8 protein-coding genes and 6 pseudogenes are annotated in these 15,319 nt (G+C 57.4%); 6 read left to right on the forward strand and 8 right to left on the reverse strand.

Annotation, left to right across the window (positions count from 1 at the left end):
- Window positions 1-244 precede the first annotated feature (244 nt).
- On the reverse strand, window positions 245-496 hold the full coding sequence (locus tag AC23D4_RS21150) for a hypothetical protein (RefSeq protein WP_487623659.1): 252 nt from the start codon (window positions 494-496) through the stop codon (window positions 245-247).
- Window positions 497-1,458: 962 nt separating this feature from the next.
- Here AC23D4_RS21150 and AC23D4_RS21155 point away from each other — a divergent pair.
- From AC23D4_RS21155 to AC23D4_RS21180, 6 genes and pseudogenes are all read left to right on the forward strand, one after another.
- Window positions 1,459-2,546 (forward strand): IS3 family transposase gene (locus AC23D4_RS21155; protein ID WP_472887725.1). Its coding sequence is split into 2 segments (ribosomal slippage): window positions 1,459-1,711 and window positions 1,711-2,546, totalling 1,089 coding nucleotides; the frame shifts between segments, so codons are not numbered across the junction.
- Window positions 2,547-3,448: 902 nt separating this feature from the next.
- Window positions 3,449-4,729 (forward strand): phage integrase N-terminal domain-containing protein, encoded by a 1,281-nt coding sequence (locus AC23D4_RS21160; RefSeq protein ID WP_472890598.1) that lies wholly within the window; start codon window positions 3,449-3,451, stop codon window positions 4,727-4,729.
- A 1-nt stretch (window position 4,730) separates the two neighbouring features.
- Window positions 4,731-5,375, forward strand: a complete 645-nt coding sequence (locus AC23D4_RS21165; protein WP_472890597.1) for a hypothetical protein — start codon at window positions 4,731-4,733, stop codon at window positions 5,373-5,375.
- Window positions 5,376-5,917: 542 nt separating this feature from the next.
- Window positions 5,918-7,324 (forward strand): annotated as a pseudogene (gene istA, locus AC23D4_RS21170) (IS21 family transposase); the annotation flags it as partial.
- Window positions 7,320-7,802: an SDR family NAD(P)-dependent oxidoreductase gene (locus AC23D4_RS21175; protein ID WP_472890596.1), complete on the forward strand. Its 483-nt coding sequence runs from the start codon at window positions 7,320-7,322 to the stop codon at window positions 7,800-7,802. The pseudogene istA (AC23D4_RS21170) and the gene AC23D4_RS21175, both read left to right, overlap by 5 nt.
- 32 nt (window positions 7,803-7,834) lie before the next feature.
- On the forward strand, window positions 7,835-8,491 hold the full coding sequence (locus AC23D4_RS21180; RefSeq protein WP_472890595.1) for a glutathione S-transferase family protein: 657 nt from the start codon (window positions 7,835-7,837) through the stop codon (window positions 8,489-8,491).
- A 61-nt stretch (window positions 8,492-8,552) separates the two neighbouring features.
- Here the strand turns inward: AC23D4_RS21180 and AC23D4_RS21185 are convergent.
- The 7 genes and pseudogenes from AC23D4_RS21185 to AC23D4_RS21215 form a co-directional block, all read right to left on the reverse strand.
- A pseudogene (locus AC23D4_RS21185) lies at window positions 8,553-9,329 on the reverse strand (alkaline phosphatase D family protein); the annotation flags it as partial.
- Window positions 9,217-10,750, reverse strand: a pseudogene (tnpC, locus tag AC23D4_RS21190) (IS66 family transposase). The pseudogenes tnpC and AC23D4_RS21185, both read right to left, overlap by 113 nt.
- A 144-nt stretch (window positions 10,751-10,894) precedes the next feature.
- A pseudogene (locus tag AC23D4_RS21195) lies at window positions 10,895-11,239 on the reverse strand (DDE-type integrase/transposase/recombinase); the annotation flags it as partial.
- Window positions 11,240-11,253: 14 nt separating this feature from the next.
- Window positions 11,254-11,922 (reverse strand): annotated as a pseudogene (gene istB / locus AC23D4_RS21200) (IS21-like element helper ATPase IstB); the annotation flags it as partial.
- Window positions 11,920-12,909: pseudogene (istA, locus tag AC23D4_RS21205) on the reverse strand (IS21-like element ISAisp6 family transposase); the annotation flags it as partial. The pseudogenes istA (AC23D4_RS21205) and istB, both read right to left, overlap by 3 nt.
- 94 nt (window positions 12,910-13,003) lie before the next feature.
- Complete coding sequence (locus AC23D4_RS21210) at window positions 13,004-14,146, reverse strand: tyrosine-type recombinase/integrase (protein WP_472889763.1); 1,143 nt, start codon at window positions 14,144-14,146, stop codon at window positions 13,004-13,006.
- A gap of 252 nt (window positions 14,147-14,398) precedes the next feature.
- The gene (locus tag AC23D4_RS21215; RefSeq protein WP_472889764.1) at window positions 14,399-15,310 is read right to left on the reverse strand and encodes a DMT family transporter; all 912 of its coding nucleotides are present in this window, start codon (window positions 15,308-15,310) and stop codon (window positions 14,399-14,401) included.
- Window positions 15,311-15,319 lie beyond the last annotated feature (9 nt).

The following is a 15,319-nucleotide window of genomic DNA, read 5'->3' on the forward strand; positions in this document are numbered from 1 at the left end:
AAAATCAATCCAGAGTCCGATACCCACGATCGACCACTATTGAAAGAAACCACGGTTGAAAGATGGCGTGGTCGTTGTTCAGATCTTGAGTGGCCAACGGCATGTTGCCGGATGGCTGTGGAAAAGCCATGCAGTCTTAAACTTTTACTTCAACCTGCAGGAGTTTGCCCTTCTTTTGAAGCGCGGTTGGTTCGAGGACTGTCTGAGTTTGCAACGCAGACTCTTTTCATTGAACTCGTAACGATCAATGCAACGATACAGGCAAGCCGACAACGACCATGTCAATATCGGTGATGACACGGCGGCTCTTACCCATCGCGACATGAATAGCGGTACGAACAAAAATTTCGTGAGTGTTGGTTTCGATATAGTTTTGTTCAATTACACGCGCCACAACACCTGAGGTTGATTTTAGATCCGTGTAGTGTTTTTGACCTTTGCATTCGATCAAAATTCGATCTGGATTGTGCAAGAATCCAGCCGCTTCCTCATCCACGACAACTTCGGGCGCGATGCTCGGGAAGATTGATTCAGACCAACGTGAACGACCTGCTTTTTCAGGTGGTGGCCGGAGACGACCTTGGTGTTTCCGTAGGCGACATCAACCCTAATAATGTTTCTTTGATGATTTTGCATGGTTGCTTTCTGATTATGTTTTGATCTACCGGTAGAGACTTGCCATGCTTTTCATGCTTGACTTGTTCTTTGCCTCATCACGTTTGAGCGTTCGATGTTTGGCATGCGGTACGGGAGCCGGTGATGCGAGATTAGACGCCGAATCGGGTGGAGCAGGTATCGACACATCTTCCGTTTTCGGCTGATCTGTTATTTTGTTCTCTGTTAATGAAAACCTAAGCATCTGACTAATGGACAAAATATTTTCATCCACAGAATGTGGAGTGAAATGACGTATCCACCATGAAAACTGGGGCTCATGTGAATAAAAGCGCAAGCTTAGGGCTCGCCCCCGGTGGCTTAAGAACGGCTTGCTTTCAATTCCGTTGAATCACTTTGGTATCGCTTTTAATTACATTGCTACGACCAAAAATGTCTTGAGAACATTCGAGGATTCACGCTCCTTGAATGTTTCCAGACGTTCGTAAGTAGGCAGCATTTCTAGTTCAGCAGGGAAATATGTGAACTTGACTTCTAAGAATCTGTCGATCATATGTGGTGGCAAAGAAGGTCAGGAGACACAAATTACATACCCTGGCCAGACGATGAAGGTTTCACAGATCCGGGTAAAGTTTTGTACTGCATTGGGTTGTTAATAATTCAGTTCGCAAAACGCATCGTTCAAACGTCTGAAAGTGCTCCCTGAGCGGTACAAAATGCGAGTTCGCATCTTGCGTCTCTCAAACTCACTTTGAGATGCCTCTTGGCATACAAAATGCGACGGTAATCCCCCCGAAAAACCAAAGTTCCCAGAAGTAGAATTTTCCAAGAAGGAAGTTCTACGTGAAGAAGTCGAGATTTACCGACAGCCAGATCATGGCTGCCTTGAAGCGAGTTGAGGCCGGTCTGGCGGTGCCAGAGATCTGCCGGGAGGTGGGGATCAGTACCGCTACTTTTTACAAGTGGCGTGCCAAGTTCGGCGGTATGGACACCTCCATGATGGCCCGCATGAAGGAGCTTGAAGACGAGAACCGGCGCCTCAGGAAGATGTATCTGGAGGAGAAGCTCAAGGCTGAAATCGCCAACGAGTACCTCGCAAAAAAGTAACACGGCCATCTCGTCGGCGCGAGATGGCCAAGGAAGTCGTGCAGCAGCGTGCCGTCGCCATACGAGTCGCCTGTGCGGTGTTCTCGATCAGTGAATCCTGCTACCGCTACGAGTGCAAACAAAACGCCGAGAACGAGGAGATTGCCAACTGGCTGATGCGCCTGACGGACAACCACCGCAACTGGGGATTCGGCCTGTGCTACCTGTACCTGCGCAACGTGAAGAATTTTGGCTGGAACCACAAACGGGTCTACCGCATTTACCGCGAGCTGGAGCTCAACCTGCGCATCAAGCCACGCAAGCGGCTGATGCGGGAGAAGCCGCAACCATTGGCCGTGCCGCAGGCTATCAATCAGGTCTGGTCCATGGACTTCATGCACGACAGGCTGGAGGACGGCAGGAATCTGCGCTTGTTCAACGTGATCGACGACTTCAACCGTGAGGCGCTTGGCATTGAGGTGGACTTCTCGCTGCCCAGTGAGCGGGTGATCCGGGCGCTGAAGCAGATCATTGCCTGGCGAGGCAAGCCGCTGGTGATTCGTTGCGACAACGGGCCGGAGAACATCAGCGGCACCATTCAGAACTGGGCCAGTGAATGGGGCATCCAGATCGAATACATCCAGCCTGGTAAGCCGCAGCAAAACGCCTACGTTGAGCGGTTCAACCGGACGGTGCGATACGAATGGTTATCCCAGTATCACTGGTCAAGCCTTGAAGAGGTTCAGGACTTCGCCACGCAATGGATGTGGTCCTACAATCACGACCGCCCGAACATGGCCCTGGGCGGATTCACCCCAAAGCAGCATCTGGCCATGGCTGCATAACCGTTCTACTTCTGCGGACTGTGGAAATTGGGGGGATTACCCGACGAGGGCCTGCTTTTTCCAGCCTTCCTCGCAAAAAGTGGCCTATATCGCATTTCGTAGAGGCAGTACGCACATTACGAGTCTTAGACTGCGAATATTGCGAGGGGGGCCTCTGATTTGCGATGAAGAAGTCCCACGCTACCGCCATGGAACCCAGAGTCAAAAGGCGTTGAAAAAGTGACGCCGTTTGGAGTATTCATTAGTGGGGAGGTGGGATAGACTTTCGGTATGGCCTCAGCGCCGACAGGTTTTTTAAATCCGCAACTGCGGGAATGCCTGAATATTGAACTTCTCGACGAGGGATAACAAAAAAGAATACCGGCTCAGTTGGCATAGCTGCGCCCATTTTTCGCTCCTGGCCCCAGGAACGGGAAACTTCACTCTTATCGCTCTGCTTCAGGGCTGCATACAGAGTATCAATTTGCCGCCAAAAAGTCGTTCTAGATCAATGAACTGCAGGTAAAAACTGCACGACAGAGCATCTACAGAACGAAACTCCGCCGACACAAGACCACCGTCAACGACCGATTCCTGCTTGTACCAGGGACGAATTCGACATGCGCTTCGACGCACTAGGTTCGTATGAGAGGTCAGCCTTCGCCGTGTGGTGAGGGACTTGCACATTCGATAACTAGGGAGCTGCCAGCTTCCATCCCTCACTGCTGTGGGGAACTGGCACGGATGGGGGCACGTTAAGTCCCTACGGTTTGGTGCGAGAGAACTCTCGACCGAACTCACCTGAAGCTGTGAGGCCAGGGTATTCATGGTGCTGACACACCCATGGATATGAAGAAATTTCGTTTAAGTAACAGTGTCGTGAATTTGGGTGATTTTTTGTGCTGGCTATATAGGAGATAGAGATGGCTGTAAATGACACGAAAGCTGTGAAGGCATTGATGGACTCGATCTACGTTGCTGTAGAGGCGAAGGGGAAGTTGCGAGTGAACGGAGCTGTGAACTCGGACAGGACGATAAGGATGGATGTAGAGGTGATGCGAAATTTTGCGAGGACGCTTCACGCTGCTGGGTACAAGTTGGAGAAGATTGAGAACCTGGGGGAGAAGCATATTGACGTGGTGTTTGACCAATGGGTGTTGGTGAGGAAGTTGTCGAACAAGACCTTGCAGTCGCAAAAATCCAGGGTGAAAATATTTTTCGAGAGATTAGGAAAATCTAGTTTGGTGCGGTACGTTGCGCAGATTGAGAGTCGGTATTTGGAGAGTCACCCGAAGGGGTTTCGAGTGAAGAACGTTGCGGAGTCGTCAAAGAGCTGGAGGGGTGCGGGATTGGATGTTGAGCAGTTGTTCAAAGCTGCGCTGCTTAACGATCGAAGGCACGCTTCGATGTTGATGGTGGGTCGTGCGTTTGGACTTCGGAAGAAGGAAATGCTGCTGATCAAGCTCTGGAAGTCGGATAAAGGCGATCGGCTGTCGATAGTTGGAAACGTGGCGAAGAATGGCCGACCCAGGGATATTGAGATCGAGAGTGGAGAGTTCGGTGAAATGCAGCGGCGGGTGCTTGATTTCGCGAAAAGCCAATGCAAGAGGTCTGAATCTCTGGCTTGGCCGGAGTTGACGCTTGAGCAGGCAGAGCGTCGGTATTTTTATTACAACAGTCGGTTGGGGCTGACGAAAGAGCATTTCGGAGTAACGGGCCACGGACTTCGTGCTGGCTTTGCGGAAGATTTGATGTTGCTGAAAGGTATTTTGCCGCCGACGTTGGGAGGTACGAAAGAGATGTCGAGTGAGATGAAGCGTGTATCGGCTAAATTCAATGCTTCAAAAGCGCTCGGTCACAACAGGCAGGATATTACGCACGCTTATTACGGGTCTGATAAGCGACTTGCAAAGGCTGGTAATTTTTTGGGATACGAATTTGCAGAGCCGATGGTGCTGAGTTCGAAAACCAAAGTGGTGCTGTGGGTATCTGAGAAGCCGGTTGAGAGTGCTGTTGAAGCTGGGCAGTTTGAGTTGCCAGCGGAAACTGCGGAGCTGGCGTATATCACAGCGCAGATCGTTGAAGAGGGTAAAGAAGTTGATCGAATGAGTGTTGATCAATTCCTTGAGGCGCATCCAGTGGCTATTGATGCTCTGAATGTTCGTGTTGGCAGGTTGGGTTTTGTTGTAACTTTGGGAGAATGATATGAGTGCAGAATTTGGTACAAAAGTTGATTTTGATATGACCGATTCGAACAAGTGGGCGAACGATGTTGCTGGAGATGATGAAGAGTTCTTGAAGATTTTGGAACAACGTCGGCTGGAATGCGAGAGCACCGCGATGGTGTTTGCAAAACGTCTCGATTGCTTAGATTACGTGAATGGATTGCGCTGGATTGAGCAAGGTTTTGAGTATTCGAGTGTTGATCGAGTGCTGAGCCTTGGGATATTTTTTCACCATGCCGCAACGGAACGGTCAATTGAGATTGCGATTGCACACCTCGTGGGTCTCGCAAAATCGGAGAAACTTCGGGCGGAAATTGTGGGTTCGACAGGCTGCAACAAGAGCGCGAGTGATTTAGTGGCGGCTCGAATGAAGGGATTGGTTTATGCCGATGGGGAGGCGGTGCACCTGGCGGAAGCGAGTTCGAAAGAGTGGGCGGCGTGGATGCTTGAATGGCTCCAGATTGAAAAAGTGGATGTAGTCAAGGAAATGGCGTGCGGCGGGGCAAGCATTGTTCGGCGCTACGAGGCAGTTTTGGAGCAACCCTTTGAATGCGTGAAGTCAGGGGAAGTTGTTGATATGCGGGAAGAACTGAAGGCATTCGGTTTTGTGGGTATGACCACCTGATTTGGCTTGAGCTTGTGTAGCCCGGACTGGTGTTGAGCCATTCCGGGCTTTTTTTCGTTTGCCTATTGTTCGGAGCAAAAGGACGCTTGGATCCCGGCGCAAACCCGGCGCCGTTTGGAGTTGTGAGGGAGGGCATCGGGATACAAGAGACGTTTGCTGCGGGAGGCTGATCGCAGCGACAACCCAGTGCGCCGCGCAATGGCCCGCACCGACATCTTGTCACGCACATGCATTCGTCTAATCTTGCCTATCAGCATCGTGCTCGACAGGTGCTGGATCAGATCACGCCCGTTGGCGGCGTCGGTGTACTCCAGTACGCGGCCAACTGCCGAACGAGTCACGATGGGGCTCCCAGCCACCGCCCGAAACGATCAAATTAAACATCCATCAATCCCATCACTTGAGTTCGTACCAAACACCACGCCTGTTGGCGCCGACCGAAAACTGAGCCACTTTTGAGGGTAGTGCCGACCCAAAACTGAGCCAGGTGAACAACCTACTCTGCTGTTTTTATGTGCAGCAGAGGACAAGGAGTGATCACCATGGACATGATTGGCAGGATCCGGCATTTGCATGCCCGGAAGAACAAATCGGAGCGCGAGATATCGCGCATGACAGGGCTCTCGCGCAACACGGTGGCGAAGTGGTTGCACGGCGAGGTGGACGGCCCGCCGAAGTACCGGCGCGGCGAACAGCCCAGCAAACTCACGGCGTTCCATGACGCACTCAGGCAGGCCTTGAAGGCCGATGCACGTCGGCCCAAGCACGAGCGGCGCACGGCCAAGGCGCTGTACGCCGAGATCAGGCGCGCGGGCTACGAGGGCGGGTACACGCGAGTGACCGACTTCATCCGGGCATGGCGCCAGAGCGAGGGTCAGGGGTCTGCGGGCAACGCCTTCGTGCCGCTGACCTTCGAGCTGGGCGAGGCCTTCCAGTTCGACTGGAGCGAGGAAGGCATGGTGATCGGTGGCATCTACTACCGGGTGCAGGTCTCACACATGAAGCTGTGTGCTTCACGGGCCTTCTGGCTGGTGGCCTACCCCAGCCAGGGCCACGAGATGCTGTTCGATGCCCACACCCGGTCGTTCGCGGCACTCGGCGGTGTGGCCCGACGCGGCATCTACGACAACATGAAGACCGCTGTAGACAAGGTCAAGAAGGGCAAGGGTCGCATCGTCAACGAGCGCTTTGCCACCATGTGCGCGCACTACCTGTACGACCCGGACTTCTGCAACGTGGCCAGCGGCTGGGAGAAAGGGGTGGTGGAGAAGAACGTGCAGGACAGCCGTCGGCGCATCTGGATCGACGCGGCCAAGATCAAGTTCGGCAGCTTCACCGAACTCAACGCCTGGCTGGGCCAGCGCTGCCGCGCGCTGTGGGACGAGGTGCGCCACCCCGAGCACACCCAGTTCAGCGTGGCCGAGATGCTCGAACACGAGCGCGCGCACCTCATGCCCATGCCGGTGCCGTTCGACGGCTACGTCGAGAAACCCGCGCGGGTCTCCAGCACCTGCCTGGTGTCGGTGGCGCGCAACCGATATTCCGTGCCGTGCGAACGGGTCGGCCAGTTGGTCAGCACACGGCTGTACCCGGGCAGCGTGGCCATCGTGGCCGACGACACCATCGTGGCGCGCCACGAGCGGCTGAGCAACGCGGGCGAGACCCGGTACGACTGGCAGCACTACATCCCGCTGCTGCAGAGGAAGCCCGGTGCCCTGAGGAACGGCGCGCCCTTTGCCGACATGCCCGAGGCCCTGCAGCGGCTGCGCCGAGGGCTGCTGCGCAACCCGGGTGGCGACCGGGTGATGGCGCAGGTGCTGGCCATTGTGCTCAGCGCCGGTCTGGACGCGGTGCTGGTGGCCATCGAGCTGGCACTGGAGAGCGGTCCACCGGGCAAGGTCAGCGTGGAGCATGTGGTCAACGTGCTGAACCGGCTCAACGCGCATCCTCAACGCAGGGGTCAATGGCTGGGGGCCTTGGACCGACGATGACTTTGACAGCGTTTTTGGTCAGACCATGGATGTCAATGTGCTTGGCAGCATCAATTTCTGTCGCGCCTTGCTGCCGGGGATGAAAGAGCGCGGCCGAGGTCGCTTCGTGCTAATGGGCTCGGTGGTGGCCTGGACAGGTGGCACCATGGAAACCGTGCCGCTGCATTACGTTGTCTCCAAGGGCGGTGTGCACGCCATGGTGAAGTGGTTGGTGCGCCGTGCCTCACCTGAGGTGCTGGTGAATGCGGTAGCGCCAGGCCCTGTGCGCACCACCATGAATGCTGATCAGCCGTGGAACCCGCCGCACTCCATGCCAATTCCTCGCCTGGCCGAACCGGAAGAAATTGCATGGCCTATGGCCTTCCTGTGCAGCGATGCCGCCAGCTTCATTAATGGTGTCGTCCTCGACATCAATGGCGGCAACTACATGCGCTGAGTTTGGTGAAAGCCAAATGGAGACTTGAACCGATGATCAAGGTATACGACTTGGCTGGCGCGGACGATAGCGAACGCTGGAGCCCCTATTGTTGGCGGGTCAAGCTCGCATTGGCACACAAAGGCTTGGACTTTGAAACTATTGCCTGGCGTTACCATCAAAAAGAACGGCTGATCCCCGCAGGGCAAGGGAGTGTCCCCGTGCTTGTCGACGGTGATCGCTGGGTCGGTGATTCCTGGCGAATTGCGCTTTATCTGGACGAGGCGTACCCCGATCGTCCGGGTCTTTTCGGGCCGCAATCTGGCGCTGATCCTTCGCTGGCCTCTTTCCTCAGGCATTGGACGGAACAACAGTTACACCCATTGCTAAGGCAGGTGACCTTGCTGAGGATGTATCACCGTCTGCATCCGCTGGATCAGGCTTACTTCCGAGCGAGTCGAGAAGCCTCTCTTGGCATGTCGCTGGAGGATATCTGCCGGCAAGCACCTGCTTGTTTGACGCAGTTTCGATCGGAACTTGCACCGCTGCGCAAGGTGCTGGAGAACCAGCCGTATCTTGGTGGGCAAGAGCCGACCTATGCTGACTACATTGTCCTTGGGATGCTGCAATGGTTAGCTGTGAGCTGCCAAATGGATCGCCATGGGCAGCCACGAAACCTTCACGCTGAGCGGCGGCCAGCTCGGCCTTGACTTGTAAGGGAACGTTCTTTTCCTTGTACCGAACGTCTTCGCTCAAGTCTTTGGAGTCCGAGTAGTTGTTGACCACTTCATGGTCGTCCCACTGCCAGATCTGTGGCACATCGGCGGCCATGCGACGCACGTTGGCGTCCATCAGGTTGTAGCGGTAGCGGCCTCGGTATTCGTTCAAGGTTTCTGCCACCTTGCTCACCTCTTCGGTCACCAGGTTGTTCCACATGCTGCCGTCAGCGAGCTTCACTTCTGCGGTGATAGGGCCGTCTGCGTAGATGGTGTCGCCGCTGTGCAAGAAAAAATCGGGGTTGGTCTTGCGCATTTGCTCGTAGATTTTCATCCCGCCCCAGGCCTCGTTGATGCCCCAGCCCTGACCGGCCGTATCACCACTCCAAACAAAGCGCACATCCCGGCTGGCTCGACCAGCCACTGCGGCTGGCGGCAAACGCAAATGCCCTTGCACAGCTTCGGAGAGCACACGCTCGTTGTGCAAGTCTTGCAAGACCACCCGGTAAAAAATTTCCTGACCCGCAGGCAGCCCGCTCAGATCCACACGCCCCGTGAAATCGCTGTCTTCAAGCATATGGGGACCGCGCACCCGGGTGGCGTTCGCGAAATTGGAGGTGGTCGCCCAGTCCAGCCACAAGCGGGCCGGGCGGTCGCTGCGTGGTAAGCACCCGGCGAACACACCTTGACGCGGTCGACGTGGAGGTACTGAACTGCAGTTACGAGGGGAGTGGCTGCCAGCGATGAGGCAGTAGTTCGGCGATGAGATGGTTCTTGTGCGTGGGCAGGCGCTGCAGCACATCTTTGAGATACGCGTAGGGGTCATGCCCATTGAGCTTGGCACTCTGAATCAGGCTCATGACGGCAGCCGCACGCTGCCCGGCTCTGAGCGAGCCCGCAAACAACCAGTTGCCTCGCCCAATCGCAATCGGACGGATCTGGTTCTCGATCCAGTTGTTGTCGATCGGCAACTGCCCGTCATCCAGGAAGCGCGTGAGTGCTCCCCAGCGCCTGAGGCTGTAATCCAATGCTTTGGCGGTGGCCGAGCCGTCCGTAATCTGCCTGCGCTGCAACAGCATCCATTGGTGCAACGCGTCAGCCAGTGGTTTGGACTTGGCTTGGCGAATTTGTAGCCGCTCATCAGCGTGCAAATTCTTGACCTCGCGCTCCACGGCGTAAAGCTGGGCGATGTATTGCAGGGCAAGCCCTGCAATCTGGCTCTTGTTGTTCACATGCAGGTCAAAGAACTTGCGCCTCGAATGGGCCATGCATCCTGCCTCGGTGATGCCCAGGGTGAACGACTGCTTATACCCAGCGAAGTCGTCACAGACCAGTGCGTCCTTCCAGTCCCCCCAGAAAGGTGCGTGCATGCTCACCCGCGCGGCTTTCACAGAAGTCATAGACCACAGCTTTCATGTCCTCAAACGCCCCAGGCGCATAGGCCCACAGGTAGGCCCTATGTGTTTTCTTGTTGCCCGGCTTGAGCATGGCCACCGGCGTCTCGTCGGCGTGCAGCACGGCGTGGCTGAGAATCTCGTTCTTCAAGGCGCCAACCAGCGGCTGCAACTGCACGCCGCACACGCCCACCCACTGGGCCAGCGTGGAGCGCGGTAGCGCCATGCCGGCACGGGCAAAGATTCCTTCTTCACGGTAAAGCGGCAGATGGTCTGCGTACTTGGCCACCAGCACCTGAGCCAGCAAGCCTGCCGTCGGGATGCCCTTGTCAATAATCTGCGCAGGCACCGGTGCCTGGGTCAGGGTCTGACACTTGGCGCAGGCCCATTTGCCGCGGATGTGGCGCTCCACCGTGAACAGCCCGGGTGTGTAGTCCAGCTTCTCGCTGACGTCCTCGCCGATGCGCTTCAAGGTGCAGCCGCAGCCCGCTGTGGTGCAGGCAGTGGATTCGAGTTCGTGGTGCATCTCCACGCGGGGTAGCTCCGGCGGCAGCGCTGCGCGTTTGGGCTGCTTGCGGGTCTCGGGGTTGGTCTTGGTGCTGGGCGCGAGCTGTTCGAGTTCTTCTTCAATGGCTGCGATGTCCGCATCGATGGCCTCATCGAGCAGGCTGGCCTGGGCTGAATCGAGTTGCTCGCGGCTGCGTCCGAATTTCCAGCGTTTGAGAACCGCCATCTCGTGCGTGAGCTGGTCGATCTTGGCCTGGCGGTATTTGATCTCGCGATCCTTGCTGGCAATGGTCTCGTCACGCTGGACTATTTGCCGGTCATGCTCGCCAACCCAACGCCGTGCCTGGAGCAAGTCAGCGAACGGCTGGAGCGGGAACTGCGGCCGGTATTTCAGCGTCTTGAACAGCGACTCCGAGTAGGGGTTGTCGTTGCTCACCGCGGGGCGGCTGCGGCTTTGCGCCACACCCAGGCGCTGCATCGTGGCCAGCATCGTCTGTCCTTTCATCGGCCCGCCGTTGTCCGAGTGCACCGTGATCTGATTGGCTCTGATGCCTTGGCGCCGGCAGATGTCTTCCAGCAGCCCCGCGGCGCTCTCGGCACTCTCACCATCAAAGACCTGCCAGCCCACCACCTTGCGGCTGAAGATGTCCACGAACAGGTGTCGGCGCCGATCCAAATTTGAGCCACCGTGCCGACTGAATATTGAGCCAGGGGTGGAAGCCGACTTTTGTGGGGTCGGCTGTGGATAAGTGTAGGTGCTGTCCTGGTTCGGCGATCTCCTTGTTGTTGTGTTGAAGGCGCTGTGCAAGCCGCGCAGGGCGTAGCCTGTAGCGGCTTGCACAGCACGGCACTTGCTCAGAATGGGTCGGGCTCAGCCTGCGTCGAGGTATTCTTTCGCGCCTGCTCGCGGGCCTTGATACGCTTCTTGGCTGCAGCTGTGCTGCGACTGAAACGGATCGACTCGTTGCCTGTCTCCACGATGTGGCAGTGGTGAGTGAGACGGTCCAGCAGCGCGGTGGTCATCTTCGCGTCGCCGAACACGCTGGACCATTCTGCGAAGTCCAGGTTGGTCGTGATCATCACGCTGGTGTGTTCGTACAGCTTGCTCAGCAGGTGGAACAGCAACGCCCCGCCGGCCTGGCTGAACGGCAGATAGCCCAGCTCGTCCAGAATGACCAGGTCCATGCGCAGCAGGCTGGCTGCGATGCGCCCGGCCTTGCCTTGGGCCTTCTCCTGCTCCAGTGCGTTGACCAGATCGACCGTGGAGTAGAAGCGCACCCGCTTGCCGTGCCGGGTGATGCCCGAGACGCCCATGGCCGTGGCCAGATGGGTCTTGCCTGTGCCCGGCCCGCCCACCAGCACCACGTTGTGCGCCTCGTCGGTGAAGGCCGTGGTGGCCAGAGTCTCCACCAGCTTGCGGTCCACCGGCGAGACCTCGAAGTCAAAGCCCGCCATGTCGCGGTGCACCGGGAACTTCGCCGCGTGCATCTGGTGGCTGACCGAGCGCATCGCGCGGTCCGTGCGCGCCACCGACACCAGGCAGGTGCTGGAGACCCGCGCGGGTTTCTCGACGTAGCCGTCGAACGGCACCGGCATGGGCATGAGGTGCGCGCGCTCGTGTTCGAGCATCTCGGCCACGCTGAACTGGGTGTGCTCGGGGTGGCGCACCTCGTCCCACAGCGCGCGGCAGCGCTGGCCCAGCCAGGCGTTGAGTTCGGTGAAGCTGCCGAACTTGATCTTGGCCGCGTCGATCCAGATGCGCCGACGGCTGTCCTGCACGTTCTTCTCCACCACCCCTTTCTCCCAGCCGCTGGCCACGTTGCAGAAGTCCGGGTCGTACAGGTAGTGCGCGCACATGGTGGCAAAGCGCTCGTTGACGATGCGACCCTTGCCCTTCTTGACCTTGTCTACAGCGGTCTTCATGTTGTCGTAGATGCCGCGTCGGGCCACACCGCCGAGTGCCGCGAACGACCGGGTGTGGGCATCGAACAGCATCTCGTGGCCCTGGCTGGGGTAGGCCACCAGCCAGAAGGCCCGTGAAGCACACAGCTTCATGTGTGAGACCTGCACCCGGTAGTAGATGCCACCGATCACCATGCCTTCCTCGCTCCAGTCGAACTGGAAGGCCTCGCCCAGCTCGAAGGTCAGCGGCACGAAGGCGTTGCCCGCAGACCCCTGACCCTCGCTCTGGCGCCATGCCCGGATGAAGTCGGTCACTCGCGTGTACCCGCCCTCGTAGCCCGCGCGCCTGATCTCGGCGTACAGCGCCTTGGCCGTGCGCCGCTCGTGCTTGGGCCGACGTGCATCGGCCTTCAAGGCCTGCCTGAGTGCGTCATGGAACGCCGTGAGTTTGCTGGGCTGTTCGCCGCGCCGGTACTTCGGCGGGCCGTCCACCTCGCCGTGCAACCACTTCGCCACCGTGTTGCGCGAGAGCCCTGTCATGCGCGATATCTCGCGCTCCGATTTGTTCTTCCGGGCATGCAAATGCCGGATCCTGCCAATCATGTCCATGGTGATCACTCCTTGTCCTCTGCTGCACATAAAAACAGCAGAGTAGGTTGTTCACCTGGCTCAGTTTTGGGTCGGCACTACCCTCAAAAGTGGCTCAGTTTTCGGTCGGCGCCAACAGGTAGTACCTTGAAACCATCGCAGAAGTCTTATGGCCTGTGACTTTCATCAGCTCGTGTAATTGAAGCCGCTCCGCCAATCGACTCGTAGCTTCGTGTCGGAGGTCGTGAAAATGAAGATCTGTCAGCATCTTGTCCTGTAGCTGCAATTCAGCCCAGTGGGATGTTGTAAGTGAGGTCGGTACTCGCTTTTTAAATACCAGTGCCTTGACCTCTCTTTCCGCCTCCTCTGCCGACATTCCGTCTCCTTCGAGCATTGATCTCAACCGGGTGAGCAGGTGTTTTTTTCTTGCGGATTTGCATAGGCGCTCCCAACTTAGTTGAAGCGCATTCTGGGAAAGAGGGAAGACGGGTCCTTTGAGGTTGCGCGGAAGTTCTTCCAAAGTGGCAATTGCCCGGGAGGATAGCGGAACATCGCGAAAAGGTGTTCCATTCTTGGTGACGGCGCCGTCTTTGCCAAAAAGCCGGGCTACACGGCGCTGAAGGTCCACCTGGCTCCATGTCAGGGAAAGGAGCTCACTTTGCCTACCCGCTGTCTCTGTGGCCAAAATGATGATTGCCCTAACCCAGGGTTGCGTTAACTGGGAGGCTTGATCAAGCAGAAGTGCCTCTTCGCCTGCCTCTAAGCGTCTATCCCTACCGGGAGGGAGCCTAGGCTTACTTACGAGCAATGTTGGCAGACCTCTCGGCAATTGGATGCCCCATTCGTGCGTCGCCCTTTTGAATATCTGCTGAATCTGGCCAAGCTCATGAACGACAGTCTGCGGGGATACCGATCGCAGGCGCTCATCGCGGTAGCTGGCGACCATCGCTCCGCTTATGGATGACAGCGAATACTTTCCAAATGTCTCAAGAAGACGAGTTAGACGGGTTTCAACCTGCATCCTGCCGCGAAGATTTGGGAGGACCTCACGCCGATACCTCTCGGTTGCTTCAGCGAACGTGAGTCGCGCAGCGTCGTCGGTGGGGATGAATGCGCCTGTATCAATGTCGCGCTCGACCGAGCGCGCCCATTTTTCTGCGTCAGCCTTCGTGACGAAAGTCTTGCTCTGCGCAGGTGTGCCCTGGCGCCGAATCTTTGCCTGCCACTTTCCATTCTCTCTTTGAGTGATCACTGCCATGAAAGTCCTGCTGTCCCCAAATTGTCCCCGTGAGGCGAAATTTTAGGCCAAATACTCGTACAGTGCACTGTTTACAAAGACTCAAAGAACAGGGTATTTAAGGCCTGTCACGCCGGGGGTCGCGGGTTCGAGCCCCGTCCACTCCGCCAGTTAAAGACAAACCGCCCAGTTGCAAGACTGCGGCGGTTTTTTCTTGTGCGCTTCAGAATGGGTTTGGTCTTGAGTGCGGCCGCCATAAGCAGCGTGCCGCCATCAAGTTGCCCGTTCCAGCCTTCCCAGGCGCACCAGCCCGGTGGAGAGCGCGGTGCCGCAGACGATGATGACGCCACAGGTCACCATCCAGGGTGTGATGTTTTCGCCCAGAAAGAACACACCGTACATCAGCGCAAACACCGGGACCAGGAACGTGACGGTCAGCGCCTTCGATGGACCGGCTTGCTCGATGATGTGGAAAAACAGGATGTACGCGATGGATGTGCAGAACAAGGCCACCGCCGCGAGCGCACCCCAGGCGCCCAGACTCACGGGTGTTTCGGGCCAGAACCAGAAGGTGGGCAGCGCCAGGCCGAGCGCAGCGCCGATCTGGCTGCCGGTGGCCGTGGCCAAGGGGTGTGCGCCGGTCAGGTAGCGCTTGGTGAAACTGGCGGCCAGGCCATAACACGTGGTGGCCAGCAGGCAGGCGCCCATGGCCAGCAAGGTCGTGCCGATGGATGCGGCGCCGGCCACGCCGGTGGCGTTGAATCCGGATTTCCCGATCACGAGCAGGGTCACACCGACAAAGCCGATCAGCAAACCCAGCATGCGGGAGCCGCTCGGTCGATCCTTGAGCCAGAGCCAGGCCACCACCGCACCGGTCAGGGGGACGGTAGCGTTGAGGATGGAGGTCAGGCCGGTGGTGATGTGCATCACGGCGTAGGCAAACAGGGCGAATGGAATGCCCGAGTTCAACAAGCCGACGAAGAGGATGGGTCTGGCGCGCTGCCGGAAGTCGGCCCAGACGCCTTTGACGAGAAATACCGGCAGCAGGAACAGGGCGGCGAGCGCCACCCGCAGACCCGCCGTGGGCAGTGCGCCAAATTCGGCAGCACCCAGGCGCATGAACAGGAACGAGGAGCCCCAGAGGGCTGCGAGCAGAACGAACTCGGCGATCAGCGAAAGCGACATGGTGCAGAC

Source organism: Hydrogenophaga sp. L76, assembly GCF_057654755.1.